The following is a 20613-nucleotide window of genomic DNA, read 5'->3' as shown; positions in this document are numbered from 1 at the left end:
TCTGCCGCGGGGACGTGACCGCGGCGAGCACCCCGCTGCCCGCCGCGGCCCCGTCCCGCACGGCGGCCGGCCACGCGCGGACCCCCCTCGTCCGGGGGCGGCTCCTGTCCGGGGACCGTCGCTGGTCCGAGGACCGTCGCTCGTCCGGGGGCTGTTGCTTGTCCGGGGGCCGCCCCTCGTCCGAGGACCGTCCCCCGGGCCGGGCTACGTCAGTTCCGGGAGGCCGCCGCCCCGAGGGCGATCCGGTGCTCGCCCGCGTACACGTTCATGTCGGCGCCGCGCAGGAAGCCCACCAGCGTCAGGCCGGTCTCCGCCGCCAGGTCCACCGCCAGTGACGACGGCGCCGAGACCGCCGCGAGCACGGGGATGCCGGCCATCACCGCCTTCTGCGCCAGTTCGAACGAGGCCCGGCCGGAGACCAGCAGGACCGCCCGGTCCAGGGGCAGCAGATCCTCCCGCAGCGCGCGGCCCACGAGTTTGTCCACCGCGTTGTGGCGGCCCACGTCCTCGCGGACGTCGAGCAGCTCGCCGTCCTCGGAGAACAGTGCCGCCGCGTGCAGACCGCCGGTCCGGTCGAAGACCCGCTGCGCGGCCCGCAGCCGCTCCGGAAGCAGGGACAGCAGCTCGGGGGTGAGGCGGACCGGGGGAGCGTCGGCGATCGGGAACCGCGTCGTGGTCCGTACGGCGTCCAGGCTGGCCTTGCCGCACAGCCCGCACGACGACGTCGTGTAGACGTTCCGCTCCAGGCTGATGTCCGGGACCGGGACACCGGGTGCCAACTGCACGTCCACCACGTTGTACGTGTTCGTGCCGTCGTCCCTGGCGCCCGCGCAGTAGACGATGTTCCGGACCTCGGCGGCGGCGCCCAGCACCCCCTCGCTCACCAGGAACCCGGCGGCCAGGGCGAAGTCGTCGCCCGGCGTGCGCATGGTGATGGCGAGCGGCCGGCCGTTCAGCCGGATCTCCAGGGGCTCCTCGGCGACCAGGGTGTCGGGGCGCTCGTTCACGGCGCCGCCCCGGATCCGGATGACGCGTCGTCGTTCGGTGACCCGTCCCATGGTGCCTACACCCGATTCTGTACGTGCGGGAAACCCCGCGGCGGAGCCCTCCCTGGATCCGGCAGGATCGACGGGACCCCGGGGCGGCGCTGACCTCGACGCCCCATTGTCCTGCACCCCGGGGGAGCGGACGAACCGGGCCGTGGAGCGGGCCCGAGCCGGAGCCGCACCGGGCGCGGCCCGGGCCGCGCCCGGTGCGGCCGTTGTCACGGTCGCCCAACAGGTGCGGGTGAATCTTGGTGGTTTACGTGTCCTGTTACCCATGAGTCGCTGGCAAGACTGTGTGGTTCCTGCACTTTCGAGCTCCTAGGGGGTCCCGGGCATGACCGGCACTCGTATCGCCGCGCTCGGGCACTACCAGCCCGCGAAGACACTGACCAACGAGGACCTGGCCGCGCTGGTCGACACCAGCGACGAGTGGATCCGGAGCAGGGTCGGCATCCGCACCCGTCACGTCGCGAGGCCCGACGAGCCGGTCGACGAGCTGGCCGCGTACGCCGCGGGCAAGGCGCTCGCCACCGCCGGACTCGGCCCCGAGGACATCGACCTCGTGCTGGTCGCCACGTCCACGGCGATCGACCGTTCGCCGAACACGGCCGCCCGGGTCGCCGCCCGGCTCGGCATGCGCTCGCCCGCCACCCTCGACCTGAACGTGGTCTGCGCCGGATTCACCCACGCGCTCGCCACCGCCGACCACACGGTGCGGGCGGGCGCGGCCCGTCGCGCGCTGGTGATCGGCGCGGACAAGATGACCGAGGTGGTGGACTGGAGCGACCGCACCACCTGTGTCCTGGTGGGGGACGGCGCCGGCGCGGCGATCGTCGAGCCGGTCCCGGAAGGCCAGGAGCCGGGCATCGGCCCGGTCCTGTGGGGCTCGGTCCCGGAGATGGGCCACGCCGTCCGCATCGAGGGCACCCCGCCGCGCTTCGCCCAGGAGGGCCAGTCGGTCTACCGCTGGGCCACCCAGCAGCTGCCCGCGCTCGCCCGGCAGGCGTGCGAGCGGTCCGGCCTGACGCCGGAGGACCTCGCGGGCGTGGTGCTGCACCAGGCCAACCTGCGGATCATCGAGCCCCTCGCCGCGAAGATCGGCGCGGTCAACGCGATCGTCGCCCGGGACGTGGTCGAGTCCGGCAACACCTCGGCCGCCTCGATCCCGATGGCCCTGTCCAAGCTGGTCGAGCGCGGCGAACTGCCCTCCGGCGCGCCCGCACTGCTCTTCGGCTTCGGCGGCAACCTCTCGTACGCCGGTCAGGTCGTCCGGGTCCCGTAGTACGGGACAGGCCCTGGGGTGTCCCCCCGGTCTCCCGCGGTCCCGCGGGCTTCCCGGCCGCTCGCCGCTCCCGGGCCGATCGGCGGGGCACCCCCTGAGAGTGGTCCGGTGCTCCGTCCGGCGGAGCCCGGTGGCGGCGTGCCGGGGGGCGGCCTAGCTTCGATCGCGGTGAGGGTCGTTTCCTGCCGTATGCGGAAAATCCCGCACGGGACCCTCGCGTGATCTGGAGGACCGTCATGCGCGCGATACGCGTCGCTTCCGCCGCCCTGCTCGCCACCGTCGCCCTGTCCCTCGTCACGCCGCCGGCGCTGGCCGACGAGGTGCCCGTGGGTGACGTCCCGGGCAACGGCACCACCGGCGACGGCGGTACGGCGAGCGGCGGTACGGGCGGCGCGGCCACGGGAGGCGCCGGCGACGGCGCGGTCACAGGCGTTGCCGGCGACGGCGCCGCGGCGCACGGGACCGGGAGCGATGCCGCGGGCGGCACCGGCACCGGCACCCCGGGTCTCCCCGGCACCGGCAGCCCCGGCACCGGCACCGGCACCCCGGGTCTCCCCGGCACCGGCACCCCCGGCACCGCGACGGGCGGCGCGGGGGCCGACGGCACCGGAACGGACGGGACCGGGAGCGACATCACCTCGTTCGGCTACTCGGTGACACCGGCGAGGATCGCCCCCGGCGGCACGGTCACCCTCAAGTCCGACGGCTGCGAGGTGCCGTCCGTGACCGTCACCTCGGGCATCTTCGACACCGTCACGCTCGACGGCGGCGGCCAGGGCACGGCCGTCATCGACGTCGAGGCCAGGGTGGACGCGCAGTACGAGGTGACCTTCGACTGCAAGGGCGAGCGCGGCACCGCCATGCTCACCGTCGCCCGCGACGCGGGCGGTCACACCGGCACGACGACCGGCACCGGTGACACCGGCGCCCACCGGGGCGTCAGGGCCGGCTTCGGCAGCGGCTCCGCGGACGCCGGCGGGCTCGGCACCGCCGAGGTGGCCGCGGGCTCCGCGTTGATCGCGGGCGCGCTCGGCGGAGGCGGCCTCCTGCTGATGCGCCGCCGCCGCGCCGTCGGCCGCGGCTGACGGCGGGCCCGGCGGAAGCGGCCCCTCCGCCCCGGGGTGACGAGGCCCGGGGCGGAGGGGCGTCATCGCGCGGGCGGCCGGGTTCGGGCCGCGCGCGAGCGGCGAGCGGGAAGGGAACGGTACGGAACGTGCAGGGACAGATGGGCGTGGGCAGCCGCGGCGCCTGGGGCGTCGTGATCGTCGTGCTGCTGATCGGTGTGCACCTCGTGCGCACCGGTACGGCGGAGTGGCGTGCCGACCGGCCGCCGCCGCAGCCCCTCGCCGCCGCGGCCCCCGATCCCCGCGCCGCCGCGGCCGACCCGCCTGCCGCCCCCGGCCCGCTGCCCGCCTCCCGCCCGGCGCGCGTCCGGGTGCCGGGCGCGGGCATCGACGCCCCGGTCGTCGCCGTCGGCCTCGACGGGCAGGGCGGCATCGACACCCCGACGGCCCGGGACCGGAACCTGGCCGGCTGGTTCACCGGCGCCGTCACGCCGGGGGAGAAGGGGACTGCCGTCGTCGTGGGCCATGTCGACACCCCGGCCGGCCGGGCCGTCTTCTTCGACCTCGGAGCGCTGCGCAAGGGGCAGCGCATCGAGGTCGCCCGCCAGGACGGCCGCACGGCCGTCTTCTCCGTGTACGGCGTCGAGGTCGTCCCCCAGGAGGGCTTCCCTGCCGAACGGGTCTACCGGCCCGCCGCCGCGCCCGAACTGCGCGTCCTCACCTGCGGGGGCCACTTCACCGAGGGCGCCGGCTACGACGGCAACGTCGTCGTCTTCGCCCGCCTGGCCGAGGTCCGACCCGCACCGGCCGCTCCCCGCGTGGACCCCGGCACGGTCCGCCCCGCCGGGGTCCACCGGGCCGCCGTCTGAACGCTCCCCGAACGGCTTTGTCCTCAGTCGGGAAGAAGTCGTGATGGATTGCTGCGCAAGTCCTTCCCACTCCGGGACACCGCTGCTACGTTCCCCTCGAAAGCACGACGGAACGCCGGCGGACTTCGACAGGGGAGGGGCGCGTGAGACGCATGACGGCACGACCTGCCAACGCGCACCAGGCGCGACTGCTCCGACTGCTGCGCGACGGAGGCCCCAACTCCCGCGCGCAGCTGGGCGATCAGATCGACCTCTCGCGTTCCAAGCTCGCCGTCGAGGTCGACCGGCTCCTGGAGACCGGCCTCGTCGTCGCGGACGGCCTCGCCGCCTCCCGCGGCGGACGCCGGTCGCACAACATCCGGCTCGCCCCCGAACTCCGCTTCCTCGGCATCGACATCGGCGCCACGTCCATCGACGTCGCCGTCACCAACGCCGAGTTGGAGGTGCTCGGGCATCTCAACCACCCGATGGACGTCCGCGAAGGGCCCGTCGCCATCTTCGAGCAGGCCCTGTCGATGGCCGCCAAACTGCGCGCCTCCGGGCTCGCCGAAGGCTTCGACGGCGCCGGCATCGGGGTCCCCGGCCCGGTCCGCTTCCCGGAAGGCGTCCCGGTCGCCCCGCCGATCATGCCCGGCTGGGACGGCTTCCCCGTACGGGAGGCCCTCAGCCAGGAACTCGGCTGCCCCGTCATGGTCGACAACGACGTGAACCTGATGGCCATGGGGGAGCAGCACGCCGGCGTCGCCCGCTCCGTCGCCGACTTCCTCTGCGTCAAGATCGGTACGGGCATCGGCTGCGGCATCGTCGTCGGCGGTGACGTCTACCGAGGGACGACGGGCAGCGCCGGCGACATCGGGCACATCCAGGTCGAACCCGACGGCCGCGCCTGCGCCTGCGGCAACAAGGGCTGCCTGGAAGCCCACTTCAGCGGCGCCGCGCTCGCCCGCGACGCCGAGGACGCGGCACGCGGCGGCAGATCGGACGAGCTCGCCGCGCGCCTCGCGGCGAACGGCCGGCTCACCGCCGTGGACGTCGCCGCGGCGGCCGCCGCCGGCGACGCCACCTCGCTCGACCTCATCCGTGAGGGCGGCAACCGGGTCGGGCAGGTCATCGCCGGACTCGTCAGCTTCTTCAACCCCGGTCTGGTGGTGATCGGCGGCGGGGTCACCGGCCTCGGTCACAACCTCCTCGCCAGTATCCGCACCCAGGTCTACCGGCAGTCCCTCCCCCTGGCCACCGGCAATCTCCCCATCGTGCTCGGCGAGCTGGGCCAGACCGCCGGGGTCACCGGCGCGGCCCGCCTCATCAGCGACCACCTCTTCTCCCCGGCGTAGCGCCCGCCGCGGCGGCTTCCCGTACCACCCCGCCCCCGGGCCGGCGGTGGCACGGCGATCCCGGCCGCCCACCGGACGCGCCCGCCGGTCCTCAGCCCACCCACTCAGGCGTCACCCGCACCCGCCGAGGGGAAGTCCGCCATGGCTTCAGAACCGCCTCCGCACGCCCCCGCCCAGCCCCTGCTCACCATGTCCGGCATCACCAAGTCGTTCCCCGGCGTCCGCGCCCTCGACGGGGTCGACCTGGAGGTCACGCCCGGCGAGGTGCACTGCCTCCTCGGCCAGAACGGCGCCGGGAAATCCACGCTCATCAAGGTCCTCGCCGGCGCCCACCAGCCCGACGACGGGCAGATCACCTGGCGCGGGGATCCCGTCCGGCTCCGCTCGCCGATCGCCGCCATGCGCCTGGGCATCGCCACGATCTACCAGGAACTCGACCTGGTCGAGGGGCTGTCCGTGGCGGAGAACGTCCATCTCGGGCACGAACCGACCACGGCCGGCTTCGTCGTCCGGGGCCGCGCCGCCCGGGCCTCGGCCGCCCGGCTCCTCGCCCGTCTCGGGCATCCCGAGATCGACCCCGCCCGCCTCGTCGGCGACCTCTCCGCCGCCCAGCAGCAGATCGTCTCGATGGCCCGCGCGCTCTCGCACGAGGTACGCCTCATCGTGATGGACGAGCCGTCCGCCGCACTCGACCCCGACGAGGTCGACAACCTCTTCCGCATCGTCGCCGACCTCACCGCCGACGGGGTCGCCGTCGTCTACATCTCGCACCGCCTGGAGGAGATCCGCCGCATCGGCGACCGGGTCACCGTCCTCAAGGACGGACGTGCGGTGGCGGGCGTACTGCCCGCCGCGTCCACCCCGACCCGGGACATCGTCGCGCTGATGACCGGCCGGAACGTTGAGTACGTCTTCCCCGAGCGCCCCGCCGATCCGCCGTCCGCCGCCCCCGTTCTCCAGGTCCAGGGGCTGTACAGGGAGGGCGAGTTCGCCCCCCTCGACCTGGAGCTGCGGCCCGGCGAGATCGTCGGACTGGCCGGACTCGTCGGCTCCGGACGCTCCGAGATCCTGGAGACGATCTACGGCGCCCGCCGCCCCGGCGCAGGCCGGGTCCTCGTCGACGGCCGGCCCCTGCGCCCCGGCAGCGTCCGGGCCGCCGTACGCGCCGGCATCGGTCTCGCCCCCGAGGAGCGCAAGGCGCAGGGCCTGCTGATGCTGGAGTCGGTCACCCGCAACGTCTCCGTCTCCTCGCTGGCCCGCTTCTCCCGCGCCGGCTGGATCGACCGGGCCGGCGAACGCGCGGCCTCCCGCGCGGCCACCCGGGAGCTCTCCCTGCGGCCCGACAACCCCGACGCCCCGATCCGCACGCTCTCCGGCGGCAACCAGCAGAAGGCCGTCCTCGCCCGCTGGCTGCTGCGCGGCTGCCGGGTCCTGCTGCTCGACGAGCCGACCCGCGGTGTCGACGTCGGCGCCCGCGCCGAGCTCTACGCCGTGATCCGCCGCCTCGCCGACGACGGCCTCGCCGTCCTCCTCGTGTCGAGCGAAGTGCCCGAGGTCCTCGGCCTCGCCGACCGCGTCCTGGTGCTCCGAGAGGGCAGCGTCGTCCACACCGCGCCCGCCCGTGACCTCGACGAACACCGTGTCCTCGACCTCGTGATGGAAGGGAGCCCGACGTCATGACGCTGTCCACCGCCAAGAACACCCCCGCACCCGCGCAGGAGGGCGGCCGGCGCCCCCTCGGACTCAGGGCCGACGTCCGCAACCTCTCCCTGCTCGGCGTGCTCGCCGTACTGATCGCGGTCGGCGGCATCACGAGACCGGACGAGTTCCTGGCCACCTCCAACCTCCAACTCGTCCTGACGCAGGCGTCCGTGATCGGCGTCGTCACGGTCGGCATGACCTTCGTCATCACCAGCGGCGGCATCGACCTCTCGGTCGGCGCGATCGTCGCCCTCGCCTCCGTGTGGGCCACCACCGTCGCCACCCAGGAGTTCGGCTTCGCCGGCATCCTCTTCACCGCCGTGCTCGTCGGTCTCGGCTGCGGTCTGGTGAACGGCCTGCTCGTCGCCTACGGCGGCATGGTCCCCTTCATCGCCACCCTGGCCATGCTCGCCTCCGCCCGCGGCCTCGCCCTCCAGATCACCGACGGCCGCACCCAGATCGTCACCGTCGACTCCGTGCTCGACCTCGGCATCCCCGACGCGTACCTGCTCGGCATCCCGCCGCTCGTCCTCGTCTTCGCCGCGGTCACCGTCGCCGGCTGGCTCGTCCTGAACCGCACCACCTTCGGCCGGCGCACGGTCGCCGTCGGCGGCAACGCCGAGGCCGCGCGCCTCGCCGGCATCGACGTGCGGCGCCAGCGTCTCTACCTCTACCTGCTCTCCGGACTCTGCTGCGGCATCGCCGCGTTCCTGCTGATCATCCTGTCCGGGTCCGGCCAGAACACCAACGGCAACCTGTACGAACTCGACGCCATCGCCGCCGCGATCATCGGCGGCACCCTCCTCACCGGCGGACGGGGCACGATCGTCGGCTCGGTCCTCGGCGTCCTGGTCTTCACCACCATCACCAACATCTTCGCGCTCAACAACCTCCAGAGCGACGTCCAGCAGATCGCCAAGGGCGCGATCATCGTCGCCGCCGTCCTGGTCCAGCGCCGCACCGTGCGGGGCGGCGAGGGTTGACCCGCCTCGAGCGGCGCCACCCCGTCGCCCCCGTCTCCCCGCCCTCGCCCCCCGTCTCCCCGCCCTCTCCACCCCGTTCTCTCCCGCCCCTCTCGTCGAAGGGATCCACCGCCATGCAACAGACCAGCCGCAGAGGACTGCTGTTCGGCACCGCCGCCGTCTCCGCCGGGGCGCTGCTGACCGCCTGTACCAGCAACGAGCCCAAGAACCAGGCACCCGCCGCGAGCAACGTCCCGGCCGCCGACGACAAGCCCGGCACCCCCGTCACCATCGGCTTCGCCGGCCCCCAGGCCGACCACGGCTGGCTCAACGCGATCAACCAGAACGCCAAGAACCGGGCCAAGAAGTACTCCGACGTGACCCTGGAGATCACCGAGGGCTCCAACGACACCGCGACCCAGATCGGCCAGATCCAGACCCTGATCAACAAGAAGGTCGACGTCCTGGTCATCCTGCCCGCCGACGGCAAGGCGCTCACCCAGGTCGGCCTCCAGGCCATGAAGGCCGGCATCCCGGTCATCAACCTGGACCGGATCTTCGCCTCCCCGCAGGCCTACCGCTGCTGGATCGGCGGCGACAACTACGGGATGGGCCTCAACGCCGGGCGCTACATCGGCGAGAAGCTCAAGGACAAGCCGGGCGCCACGGTCATCGAGCTGGCCGGCATGGACAGCCTGGAGCTGACCAAGCAGCGCACCCAGGGCTTCGACGACGCCCTGAAGAACTACCCCAACATCCGCAAGGTGGCCCGCCAGGCGGCCGACTTCACCGTCGAGTCGGGCCAGGCCAAGATGGCCCAGCTCCTGCAGGCGCAGCCGAAGTTCGACGCCCTGTGGAACCACGACGACGACCAGGGCGTGGGCGCGCTGCGCGCCATCGCGCAGGCCGGCCGCAAGGACTTCCTCATGGTCGGCGGCGCCGGCGCCAAGTCCGCGATGGACGCCATCAAGGCCGACGACGGGGTGCTCAAGGCGACCGTCCTCTACCCGCCGACCATGGCCGCCTCCGCCATCGACCTGGCCCGGGCCCTCGGCCAGCAGAAGGGGGTCGGGGGGATGTCGGAGCTGGAGATCCCCGCCTCCATCACCCTCTACTCGGCGGTCGTGACCAAGGAGAACGTCGACGAGTACCTGCCCACCGGCTTCAGCTGACCGGCGCGGGCGCGGGGTCGACCGCCCCGCCGCACCGATCGCCGCCGCGTACGACGAAACGGAGGAACCGTATGGAACAGCGGGAGAGTGCCGCCGGGGAGCCCGGCGAGGCCGCCGCCTCCGCAGAGGCAGGAGAGGCCGGGAGCGCCGCGCGGGGGAGCGGGCCGGGCGTGCCGCCGACCCTGGGCGTCGGCATGGTCGGATACGCGTTCATGGGCGCCGCGCACTCCCAGGGCTGGCGCACCGCCGGACGCGTCTTCGACCTGCCGATGCGGCCGGTGCTCGCCGCCGTCGCGGGCCGTGACCCGGCCGCCGTCCGGGCCGCCGCCGACCGGCACGGCTGGGCGGCGGCCGAGACGGACTGGCGCGCCCTCGTCGCCCGGGACGACGTCCAGCTGGTGGACGTGTGCACGCCCGGCGACAGCCATGCGGAGATCGCCGTCGCCGCCCTGGAGGCGGGCAAGCACGTGCTGTGCGAGAAGCCGCTCGCCAACTCCGTCGCCGAGGCGGAGGCCATGGTGGCCGCTGCCGAGGCCGCCGCCGCCCGCGGCCAGGTGGCCATGGTCGGCTTCAACTACCGCCGGGTGCCCGCGATCGCGTACGCACGCCGCCTGATCACGCAGGGCCGGCTCGGTGCATTGCGCCACGTCCGGGTGAGCTATCTCCAGGACTGGCTGGTCGACCCGGACTTCCCGCTGACCTGGCGCCTGGAGCGGGAGCACGCCGGATCGGGGGCCCTCGGGGACCTCGGGGCGCACGCCGTCGACCTGGCCCAGCACCTGACGGGGGAGCTGCTGGTCGGGGTGTCGGCGCTCACCGAGACCTTCGTCCGGGAACGGCCCCGGCTCGCCGGGGTGTCGGCGGGCCTCGCGGGGGCCGCGGTGGACGGGGCGTACGGGGCGGTGACGGTGGACGACGCGGCACTGTTCACCGGACGCCTCGCTTCCGGGGCGCTCGCCTCGTTCGAGGCGACCCGGATGGCGGCAGGCCGCAAGAACGCCCTGCGTCTGGAGATCAACGGGGAGAAGGGCTCGCTCGCCTTCGACCTGGAGCGGCTCAACGAACTGTCCTTCCACGACCACACCGAGCCGGCCGTCTCGGCCGGGTTCCGCCGCATCCTGGTGACCGAGCCGGACCACCCGTACCTGGAGGGCTGGTGGCCTCCGGGCCACGCGCTCGGCTACGAGCACACCTTCGTGCACCAGGCGCGCGACCTCGTCCTCGCCGTCGCGTCCGGGACCGCGCCCGCGCCGTCCTTCGCGGACGGCCTCCAGGTGCAGCGGGTGCTCGCCGCGGTGGAGGAGAGCGCGCAGAAGAACGCCGTCTACACCCCCGTACCGCAGTAGTCCGGGCGCCCGCTCCCGACGCCCCGGGGCGCCCGCCCCGTCGCCCTGTACGAACCGCCCAGAAGGAGGCCGTCCCCGTGCCCCGTCCCTTCACCCTCTTCACCGGCCAGTGGGCCGACCTGCCGCTGGAGGAGGTCTGCCGGCTCGCCCGCGACTTCGGCTACGACGGCCTCGAACTCGCCTGCTGGGGAGACCACTTCGAGGTCGACAAGGCGCTCTCCGACCCCTCGTACCTGGACGGGCGGCGGGCGCTGCTCGACAAGTACGGGCTGAAGTGCTGGGCGATCTCCAACCACCTGGTGGGCCAGGCGGTCTGCGACCATCCGATCGACGAACGGCACCAGGCGATCGTGCCGTCCCGGATCTGGGGCGACGGCGACGCGGAGGGGGTGCGCCGGCGGGCGGCGCGCGAGCTGGCGGACACCGCCCGGGCCGCCTCGGCCTTCGGCGTCGACACCGTCATCGGCTTCACCGGCTCGTCGATCTGGCACCTGGTCGCGATGTTCCCGCCGGTGCCGGAGCGGATGATCGAGCGCGGCTTCGAGGACTTCGCGGAGCGCTGGAACCCGATCCTGGACGTCTTCGACGCCGAGGGCGTCCGCTTCGCGCACGAGGTGCACCCCAGCGAGATCGCGTACGACTACTGGACCACGCAGCGGGCCCTGGAGGCGGTGGACCACCGGCCGGCCTTCGGGCTGAACTTCGACCCGAGCCACTTCGTCTGGCAGGACCTCGATCCGGTGGGCTTCCTCTGGGACTTCCGCGACCGGATCTACCACGTCGACTGCAAGGAGGCCCGGCGTCGCCTCGACGGGCGCAACGGGCGGCTGGGCTCGCACCTGCCCTGGGGCGATCCGCGGCGCGGCTGGGACTTCGTCTCGGCCGGGCACGGGGACGTGCCGTGGGAGGACGTGTTCCGGATGCTCCGCTCGATCGGTTACGCGGGTCCCGTGTCGGTGGAGTGGGAGGACGCGGGGATGGACCGGCTGACCGGCGCTCCGGAAGCGCTCTCCGTCCTCAAGCGGTACGACTTCGATCCGCCGGCGGCCTCCTTCGACGCCGCCTTCGGGGGCGATCGCTGACGCTCCGTCCGCTCTGAACGCAGGTCAGGCCCGGTGGCGGGTCACGTCGCCGGGTCGGTCCGCCCTGCCCGCGGAAGGCTTTGTCCTCTCTCTGGGAAAAGTTCGACCGAACTGCCGCGCAAGGGCTTTCCGTCAGGGACGAACCCCGCTACGGTCCCTGATGTGTACATGACGTAACTATGGGATTCGACCAGCGTGACGGCGCACGCCGGCTCCCCGGACACCCCCGCACACCCGGCCCTACTCCGGAGGACATTCGTGTACGGAAAACGACTCCGAGCCAGCAAGCCACTCGCCCTGATCACCGTCGGACTGCTCGCCCTGGCCACGCCGCAGGGCTTCGCCGCCGACCCGGCCGGCCCGGCCGCCCCCGCCGGACCGGCCGCCCCCGCCGGACCGGCCGCCGCCGAGGACTTCCAGCAGGTCACCCTCGCCAAGGGCGGTGAAGAGGTCGGCGAGCCCATGTCGCTGGCCGTGATGCCCGACCGCAGCGTCCTGCACACCTCCCGGAACGGCGAACTGCGCCGCACCGACGCCGCGGGCAACACACAGGTCATCGGCACGATCCCGGTCTACTCCCACGACGAGGAGGGCCTCCAGGGCATCGGCCTCGACCCCGACTTCGCCCGCAACAAGGCCCTCTACCTCTACTACGCGCCCCCGCTGAACACCCCCGCGGGCGACGCGCCCAACGACGGCACCGCCGCCGACTTCGCCCCGTACGACGGAGTCAACCGGCTCTCCCGCTTCACGCTGAAGGCCGACGGCACCCTCGACAACGCCAGCGAGAAGAAGGTCATCGACATCCCCGCCACCCGGGGCATCTGCTGCCACGTCGGCGGCGACATCGACTTCGACGCGCAGGGCAACCTCTACCTGTCGACCGGCGACGACTCCAACCCCTTCGCCTCCGACGGCTACACCCCCATCGACGAGCGCGCCGGCCGCAACCCCGCCTACGACGCCCGCCGCACCTCCGGCAACACCAACGACCTGCGCGGCAAGATCCTGCGCATCAAGGTCGCCGACGACGGCTCGTACACCGTCCCCGGCGGCAACCTCTTCGCGCCCGGCACCGACCGGACCCGGCCCGAGATCTACGCAATGGGCTTCCGCAACCCCTTCCGCTTCAGCGTCGACAAGGCCACCGGCGTCCTCTACGTCGGCGACTACGGCCCCGACGCGGGAGCGGCCGACCCCGCCCGCGGACCCGCCGGCCAGGTCGAGTTCGCCCGGATCACCAAGCCCGCCAACTTCGGCTGGCCCTTCTGCACCGGAAACAACGACGCCTACGTCGACTACGACTTCGCCACCAAGACCTCCGGAGCGGCCTTCGACTGCGCCGCACCGAAGAACGACTCGCCCCACAACACCGGCCTCGTCGACCTGCCGCCGGCCGAGCCCGCCTGGATCCCGTACAACGGCGGCTCCGTACCCGAGTTCGGCAGCGGCTCCGAATCCCCCATGGGCGGGCCCGTCTACCGCTACGACGCCGCCTCCACCTCCCCGGTGAAGTTCCCGGAAGCGTACGACGGCGACTTCTTCGCCGGAGAGTTCGGCCGGCGCTGGATCAAGCGCATCGAGCAGGGCCCGGACGGCGCCGTCCAGTCCATCAACCCCGTGCCGTGGACCGGCACCCAGATCATGGACATGGCCTTCGGCCCCGACGGCGCGCTCTACGTCCTCGACTACGGCACCGCCTGGTTCGGCGGAGACGAGAACTCCGGCCTCTACCGCATCGAGAACGCCACCGGAGGCCGCTCGCCGGTCGCCGAGGCGAGCGCGAACAGGACCTCCGGCACCGCGCCGCTCAGGGTCGCCTTCTCCTCGGCCGGCACCACCGACGCCGACGGCGACGCCCTCGGCTACAGCTGGGACTTCGGCGACGGCACCACCTCCACCGAGGCCGACCCCACGCACACCTACCGAACGAACGGCACCTACGTCGCCACCGTCACCGCCCGCGACCCCTCGGGCCGCACCGGCTCCGCCTCCGTCCACGTGGTCGTCGGCAACACCGCGCCGAAGGTGACCCTGCAGCTCCCCGCCGAGGGCGCTCTGTTCGACTTCGGCGACGAGATCCCCTTCACCGTGCGGGTCACCGACCCCGAGGACGGGACGATCGACTGCTCCAAGGTGAAGGTGACCTACGTCCTGGGCCACGACAGCCACGGCCACCCCGTCACCTCCGCCAACGGCTGCACCGGGACCATCAAGACCTCGGCCGACGGCGGCCACGACGACGACGCCAACATCTTCGCCGTCTTCAACGCCGAGTACACCGACGGCGGAGGCGGCGGCCAGGCCCCGCTCACCGGCCACGACCAGGCCAAGCTCCAGCCGAACCACCGTCAGGCCGAGCACTTCGACGCCCAGCACGGCATCAGGACCTACGACAAGACCGAGGCCCACGGCGGGCGGACCGTCGGGGACATCGAGGACGGCGACTGGATCTCCTTCACGCCCTACAACCTGACCGGCTCCACCCGACTCACGGCCAGGGTCTCCTCCGGCGGCGCCGGCGGCTTCCTGGAGGTCCGCACCGGATCACCCGCCGGCACCCTGCTCGGCTCCGCGCCGATCCCGGTCACCGGCGGCTGGGAGACCTTCCAGGACGTCGACGTACCCCTGCGCAACGTCCCGCGCCGGACCACCGAGCTCTTCCTCGTCTTCAAGGGAGGCGCCGGAGCGCTCTACGACCTGGACGACTTCACCTTCTCCGACGCGCCGGTCGACCGCAGCGCCAAGCGGGTCCTGGTCTTCTCCCGCACGGCCGGATTCCGGCACGACTCCATCGGCAGCGGCATCACCGCACTGAAGGAACTCGGCGCCGACAGCAAGATCACCGTGGACGCGACCGAGGAACCACGCCAGTTCACCACCTCCAACCTCGCCCGCTACGACGCCGTCGTCTTCCTCTCCACCACCGGCGACGTCCTCGACGCCACCCAGCAGGCGGCGTTCGAGACGTACGTGGCGGCCGGCGGCGGCTACATGGGCGTCCACGCCGCCGCCGACACCGAGTACGACTGGGGGTTCTACGGCGGCCTCGTCGGCGCCTACTTCAGCTCCCATCCGCAGATCCAGCCCGCCACCGTCCGCGTCGAGGACCACGCCCACCCGGCCACCGCCCACCTGGACGGCCCCTGGGAGCGGACCGACGAGTGGTACAACTACCGCACCAACCCGCGGGGCACCGCCCGCGTCCTGGCCACCCTCGACGAGACGACCTACCAGGGCGGCACGATGAAGGGCGACCACCCGATCGCCTGGTGCCAGACCTACGGGGGCGGCCGGTCCTTCTACACGGGCGGCGGCCACACCAAGGAGTCGTACGCCGAACCCGCCTTCCGCGCCCACCTGCTCGGCGGACTGCGCTACGCCACCGGCCAGGTCACGGCCGACTGCCGTCCGCAGTCGGGTTACCGCGACCTCTTCAACGGCGTGACACGGGAGGGCTGGAAGCAGGCCGGCCCCGGCGGCTTCGACGTCGTCGACGGCGAACTCCGCTCCACCGGCGGCATGGGCATGCTCTGGTACCAGGCCAAGGAGTTCTCCTCCTACTCGCTCACCCTGGACTGGAAGGCCGCGGGAGACGACAACTCCGGTGTCTTCGTCGGCTTCCCCGCCTCGGACGACCCCTGGTCGGCCGTGAACAAGGGCTACGAGATCCAGATCGACGCGACCGACGCCGCCGACCGGACGACCGGAGCCGTCTACGGCTTCAAGTCGGCCGACCTCGCGGCGCGGGACGCGGTCCTGCGGCCCCCGGGCCAGTGGAACAGCTACGAGATCCGGGTCCGCGGCGAACGGCTCCAGGTGTTCCTCAACGGGGTGAAGATCAACGACTTCACGAACACCGACCCGGCCCGGAGCCTCAAGGACGGCTACATCGGCCTCCAGAACCACGGGGCCGACGACCAGGTGTCCTTCCGCAACATCCGGCTCAAGGAGCTTCCGGCCTGATCCGTGAGACGCCCGCAGGGGCTTCTTGATCGGGCGGCCTCGGGCCCGGGTTCCTGGCCGGGGGGCCCGGCCCGGGTTCCTGGCCAGGGGGCCCGGCTCGGGCTCCGGTCACCCGGGCCCGGGCCGGTCACAGCCGGCGGCGGGCGGGGAGGCGCCGTACCCCCCGCCCGCCGTCTCCACCACCACCGCAGTCAGGGAGGCAGTGTCGTGACCACGGGAACACGCACAGGAGTCTGGCTGATCGGGGCGAGAGGCTCCGTCGCCACCACGACGGTCGCCGGCTGGGCCGCGGTCACGGCCGGACTGCACCCGCCCACCGGGATGGTGACCGAGATCGAGGCGTTCGCCCCGGCCGGTCTCCCGCCCCTCGCCACCCTGGTCTTCGGCGGACACGACACGGCGGCGTGTCCGCTGCCCAAACGGGCCGAGCAGCTGACCGTCGCCGGAGTCCTCCCGCACGGGCTGGCGGCGGCCGTCGCCGGAGAACTGCGGGCCGCGGAGGACGAGATCAGACCGGGCGGCCCGCAGCCGGGCGAGAACCGGAGCGAGGAGGAACTGGTCTCCGCGTTCGCCGCCGACCTGACGGACTTCGGATCCCGACTGGACCTCGACCGCGTGGTCGTGATCAACGTGGCCTCCACGGAGCCGGCGTCGGGGGGCGCCGGGCTCCCGCCCAGCTCGCTCTACGCCGCCGCTGCGCTGCGCGCCGGCTGCCCCTACGTCAACTTCACCCCCTCCTCCGGACTGCGCCATCCCGCCCTCGCCGCCGACGTCGCCGCGAGCGGCCTGCCGTACGCCGGACGCGACGGGAAGACCGGCCAGACGCTGCTGCGCTCCGTCCTCGCGCCGATGTTCCTCCGGCGGGCGCTGACCGTACGGGCCTGGTCCGGCACGAACCTGCTCGGCGGCGGGGACGGCGCGGCCCTCGCCGACCCGGCCGCCGCCGCGGCGAAGAACGCCGGCAAGGAACGCGTGCTGGCCGAGGTGTTCGGCCGCGCCCCGGAGGGCGAGGTGCACATCGACGACGTACCGGCGCTGGGGGAGTGGAAGACGGCCTGGGACCACATCGCCTTCGACGGATTCCTCTCCTCCCGGATGACCCTCCAGACCACCTGGCAGGGCTGCGACTCGGCGCTCGCCGCCCCGCTCGTCCTCGACCTGGCGCGGCTCACCGCCCGCGCCCACGAACGGGGCATGAGCGGCCCGTTGGAGGACCTGGCCTTCTACTTCAAGGACCCCGAGGGCGCGGCACCGGCGGACCTCGCCGAGCAGTACACGCGACTCGTGGCGTTCGCGACGCGGCTGGGGGAGAGCCGATGAGCACGCCGGACGCGGGCCCCGCGCATGACACCGACCGCGCACCGGGCGCTCGACCCACGAGCGCGACGGCGAGGGCGAGGGCGAGCGCGAGCACGAGCGCGGAGGTCGACCCGAGGGCGAGGGTGAGCGCGGAGGCCGCCCCGAGTGACGGGCGCGGTACCAGCGACGCGCGCGACACCAGCGGCGAAGGGTCGACGAGGTCCGCGGGACGCCGGCCACTGGCCGGCGGCGGCACCGTGTGCGCGGCCTGGGCCGAACTGCTCCGTGTGTCCGCACTGTTCACGGTGCCCGGAGACGCCCTGGCCGGGGCGGCCGCGGCAGGCACGCGCCCGAACCGTCGCACCCTGCTCGCCGTCTGCTCCTCCCTCTGCCTCTACGAGGCGGGCATGACGCTCAACGACTGGGCGGACCGTGACGAGGACGCCCTCGACCGCCCCCACCGCCCCCTCCCCTCCGGCCGCATCACCCCGCGGGCCGCCCTCACCGCCTCCGTGGCCCTGACAGCGGCCGGCCTCGGCCTCGCCGCACGCGCGGGCCGTCCCTCCCTCGTGGTCGCCACCGCGCTGGCCGCCACCGTCTGGTCCTACGACCTGCACCTCAAGCACACTCCGGCCGGCCCCGCGGCGATGGCGGCGGCGCGGGGCCTCGACCTGCTGCTCGGCGCCACGGCCACGGCACCCCTTTCCCCCCGCCCCCTCCCCTCCGCCGCCCTCCTGGCCGCGCACACCTGGGCCGTCACCATGGTCTCCCGGCACGAGACGCGAGGCGGCTCCAGCCGAGCCCCATCACTGGCGCTGGCGGCCACCCTCGGGGTGGCCGTCACGGCGGCCCGCCCACGCCCCTCCGTCCGGCGCTCACCGTCCCCGTCCGTCCCCGGACGACCCGCGGCAGCCCCCCTCGGTGTGACGGCCGGCCGGCTGCTCACCGCCGTCGCCGCCGCGGGCTACGCCCGCACTCCCGCCGCCCCGTACCTCCACGCGGCCCTCCACCCCTCCCCACCGCTCGTCCAGCGCTCCGTCGGCGCCGGGATCCGCGCCCTCATCCCCCTCCAGGCCACGCTCGCCCTCCGCGCCGGCGCCCCCGGCACCGGCCTCGCGCTGCTGGCCCTCGCCCCGCTCGCCCGCGCCCTCGCCCGGAAGGTGAGCCCCACATGAGACCCACACCCTCCGGCGCCCCTACCCGGCCCCACGCCCCGCGTCTCGGCTACGGCACCAACGGCCTCACCGACCTGCGCCTCGACGACGCGCTCACCCTCCTCGCCGACCTCGGCTACGACGGCGTCGGCCTGACCCTCGACCACATGCACCTCGACCCCCTCGCCGCCGACCTCCCCGCCCGCACCGCCGCCGTCGCGCGCCGGCTGGAGCGGCTCGGCCTGGGCGTCACCGTCGAGACCGGCGCCCGCTACGTCCTCGACCCGCGCCGCAAGCACGGCCCGTCCCTCCTCGACCCGGACCCCGAGGCCCGCGCCACCCGCACCCGGTTCCTCCTGCGCGCCGTCCGGGTCGCCGCCGACCTCGGCGCCCACGCCCTCCACTGCTTCAGCGGCATCACCCCGCCCGCGACCTCCGGCACCACCGCCTGGAAGCGCCTGACGGAGTCCCTCACCCCCGTCCTCGAGGCCGCATCCGCCGCCCGCGTCCCCCTCGCCGTCGAACCCGAACCGGGACACCTCCTCGCCACCCTGGACGACTTCCACCACCTGCGGGAACTCCTCGGCGCCCCCGGTCCCGACCTCCTCGGGCTCACCCTCGACCTCGGCCACTGCCAGTGCCTGGAACCCCTCCCGCCGGCCGACTGCGTCCGCGCCGCCGCCCCCTGGATACGCCACATCCAGATCGAGGACATGCGCCGCGGCGTCCACGAGCACCTGCCCTTCGGTGACGGCGAGATCGACTTCCCGCCCCTCCTCGACGCCCTCACCGAACTCGCCGCCGGCGGCTACCCGGGTCTCACGGTGGTCGAACTGCCCCGCCACTCCCACGCCGGCCCCGAACTCGCCCGCACCTCCCTGTCGTTCCTCCGCAGCCGACTCGCCCCCGAGGAGGCCCCGGCATGCTGACCGAACCCGCCCGCCACTGGCTCGAAGCGGCCCTCGCCGACGCAGCCGCCCGCACCCCCGCCTGGGAGCTGCGCTTCGCCTCCGCCGGTCGTCACTGCGGTCCCGCCCACGCCGACACCGTCCGCACCCTCCTGTTGAAGGAGGCCGCGGCGGACGCGGCCACCCTCACCCGCCTCTACCGGCACGGCACCGCCGCCGAGCGCCGCGCCGTCCTCCTCGCCCTCCCCTCACTCGTCTCCGGCCCCGACGCCCTGCCGATCGTCGAGGACGCCCTGCGCACCCACGACACCACGCTGATCGCCGCGGCCCTCGGCCCCTACGGCGCCACCCACCTGACCCCCCACCTCTGGCGCCAGGCCGTGCTCAAGTGCCTCTTCACCGGCGTCCCGACCGACGCCGTCGCCGACCTGCCCCGCCGGGCCCGCGGCGACGGCGAACTCGCCCGGATGCTCGCCGACTACGCCGCCGAGCGCACCGCCGCCAGCCGCGCCGTCCCCGCCGACCTCCCCCGCGTCCTCGCGCTCGCCACCCCCACCGAGGAGTCCTGATGCGCATCTTCGACCCCCACATCCACATGTCCTCGCGCACCACGGACGACTACCGCGCCCTGTACGCCGCCGGTGTCCGCGCCCTCGTCGAACCCTCCTTCTGGCTCGGCCAGCCCCGCACCTCGCCCGACTCCTTCCTCGACTACTTCGACTCCCTCCTCGGCTGGGAACCCTTCCGCGCCGCCCAGTACGGCATCGCCCACCACTGCACCCTCGCCCTCAACCCCAAGGAGGCCAACGACCCCCGCTGCACCCCCGTCCTCGACGCGCTGCCCCGCTACCTGGTCAAGGACCACGTCGTCGCCGTCGGCGAGATCGGCTACGACTCCATGACCCCGGCCGAGGACCACGCCCTCGCCGCCCAGCTCCAGCTCGCCGCCGACCACGACCTGCCCGCCCTCGTCCACACCCCGCACCGCGACAAGCTCGCCGGCCTGCGCCGCACCCTCGACGTCGTGCGCGAATCGGCGCTCGCGCCCGACCGGGTCCTCCTCGACCACCTCAACGAGACCACCGTCAAGGAGGCCGCCGACAGCGGCGCCTGGCTCGGCTTCTCCGTCTATCCCGACACCAAGATGGACGAGGACCGGATGGTCGCCATCCTCAAGGACCACGGGCCGGACCGCGTCCTCGTCAACTCGGCCGCCGACTGGGGCGACAGCGACCCCCTCAAGACCCGCCGGGTCGGCGACGCCATGCTCGCCGCGGGCTTCTCCGACGACGACGTCGACCGGGTCCTGTGGCGCAACCCCGTCGCCTTCTACGGCCTCAGCGGCCGGCTGCGACTCGACCTCCCCTCCACCGACGCCACCCACGAGGGCAACTCCGTCCTGCGCGGCGGCGAGTAGCGAGGATCGAA

The 20613-nt window shown here is 73.7% G+C and carries 16 protein-coding genes; 15 read left to right on the top strand and 1 reads right to left on the bottom strand.

All coding sequences use genetic code 11. The features are described 5' to 3' along the window. Window positions 1-209 precede the first annotated feature (209 nt). Window positions 210-1058 (bottom strand): formate dehydrogenase accessory sulfurtransferase FdhD, encoded by an 849-nt coding sequence (gene fdhD, locus ACE1OA_RS06520; protein WP_361312299.1) that lies wholly within the window; start codon window positions 1056-1058, stop codon window positions 210-212. 322 nt (window positions 1059-1380) lie between these two features. Here fdhD and ACE1OA_RS06515 point away from each other — a divergent pair, with 322 nt between their 5' ends. From ACE1OA_RS06515 to ACE1OA_RS06445, 15 genes are all read left to right on the top strand, one after another. Beyond that, window positions 1381-2328 (top strand): beta-ketoacyl-ACP synthase III, encoded by a 948-nt coding sequence (locus ACE1OA_RS06515; protein ID WP_384866206.1) that lies wholly within the window; start codon window positions 1381-1383, stop codon window positions 2326-2328. A gap of 236 nt (window positions 2329-2564) precedes the next feature. Beyond that, on the top strand, window positions 2565-3413 hold the full coding sequence (locus ACE1OA_RS06510) for a hypothetical protein (RefSeq protein WP_432752450.1): 849 nt from the start codon (window positions 2565-2567) through the stop codon (window positions 3411-3413). Window positions 3414-3553: 140 nt separating this feature from the next. After that, window positions 3554-4261 (top strand): class F sortase, encoded by a 708-nt coding sequence (locus ACE1OA_RS06505; protein ID WP_432754039.1) that lies wholly within the window; start codon window positions 3554-3556, stop codon window positions 4259-4261. Window positions 4262-4413: 152 nt separating this feature from the next. After that, window positions 4414-5595, top strand: a complete 1182-nt coding sequence (locus ACE1OA_RS06500) for an ROK family transcriptional regulator (protein WP_356776584.1) — start codon at window positions 4414-4416, stop codon at window positions 5593-5595. Between the two features lie 141 nt (window positions 5596-5736). Then, window positions 5737-7275 (top strand): sugar ABC transporter ATP-binding protein, encoded by a 1539-nt coding sequence (locus ACE1OA_RS06495; RefSeq protein WP_432752449.1) that lies wholly within the window; start codon window positions 5737-5739, stop codon window positions 7273-7275. Then, entirely contained in the window at window positions 7272-8279 is a 1008-nt protein-coding gene (locus ACE1OA_RS06490; protein WP_356600575.1) for an ABC transporter permease, read from the top strand. Before ACE1OA_RS06495 ends, ACE1OA_RS06490 begins: the two co-directional genes overlap by 4 nt. Window positions 8280-8392: 113 nt before the next feature. After that, entirely contained in the window at window positions 8393-9430 is a 1038-nt protein-coding gene (locus tag ACE1OA_RS06485; protein WP_356600573.1) for a substrate-binding domain-containing protein, read from the top strand. Window positions 9431-9624: 194 nt separating this feature from the next. Continuing rightward, complete coding sequence (locus ACE1OA_RS06480; RefSeq protein ID WP_432754038.1) at window positions 9625-10776, top strand: Gfo/Idh/MocA family protein; 1152 nt, start codon at window positions 9625-9627, stop codon at window positions 10774-10776. Window positions 10777-10853: 77 nt separating this feature from the next. Beyond that, entirely contained in the window at window positions 10854-11858 is a 1005-nt protein-coding gene (locus tag ACE1OA_RS06475) for a sugar phosphate isomerase/epimerase family protein (protein ID WP_356600571.1), read from the top strand. A gap of 258 nt (window positions 11859-12116) precedes the next feature. Further along, window positions 12117-15824: a ThuA domain-containing protein gene (locus ACE1OA_RS06470; RefSeq protein WP_432752448.1), complete on the top strand. Its 3708-nt coding sequence runs from the start codon at window positions 12117-12119 to the stop codon at window positions 15822-15824. Window positions 15825-16031: 207 nt separating this feature from the next. Then, window positions 16032-17144, top strand: coding sequence for an inositol-3-phosphate synthase (locus ACE1OA_RS06465; protein WP_386544461.1), 1113 nt, complete (start codon window positions 16032-16034; stop codon window positions 17142-17144). Window positions 17145-17410: 266 nt separating this feature from the next. After that, a complete protein-coding gene (locus ACE1OA_RS06460; RefSeq protein ID WP_432752447.1) occupies window positions 17411-18298 on the top strand; it encodes an SCO3242 family prenyltransferase in 888 nt (295 codons plus the stop codon). Continuing rightward, window positions 18295-19206: a sugar phosphate isomerase/epimerase family protein gene (locus ACE1OA_RS06455; protein ID WP_432752446.1), complete on the top strand. Its 912-nt coding sequence runs from the start codon at window positions 18295-18297 to the stop codon at window positions 19204-19206. Before ACE1OA_RS06460 ends, ACE1OA_RS06455 begins: the two co-directional genes overlap by 4 nt. Then, window positions 19200-19754: an EboA domain-containing protein gene (locus ACE1OA_RS06450; protein WP_432752445.1), complete on the top strand. Its 555-nt coding sequence runs from the start codon at window positions 19200-19202 to the stop codon at window positions 19752-19754. Before ACE1OA_RS06455 ends, ACE1OA_RS06450 begins: the two co-directional genes overlap by 7 nt. Beyond that, on the top strand, window positions 19754-20602 hold the full coding sequence (locus ACE1OA_RS06445; RefSeq protein WP_432752444.1) for a TatD family hydrolase: 849 nt from the start codon (window positions 19754-19756) through the stop codon (window positions 20600-20602). Before ACE1OA_RS06450 ends, ACE1OA_RS06445 begins: the two co-directional genes overlap by 1 nt. Window positions 20603-20613 lie beyond the last annotated feature (11 nt).

The sequence above is a fragment of the Streptomyces sp. JL2001 genome (genome assembly GCF_050917515.1).
In the GTDB taxonomy this organism is placed as follows: Bacteria; Actinomycetota; Actinomycetes; order Streptomycetales; family Streptomycetaceae; genus Streptomyces.
The sequence above is the reverse complement of the archived record's forward strand: the minus strand, read 5'-3'. Positions and strand labels throughout refer to the sequence as shown.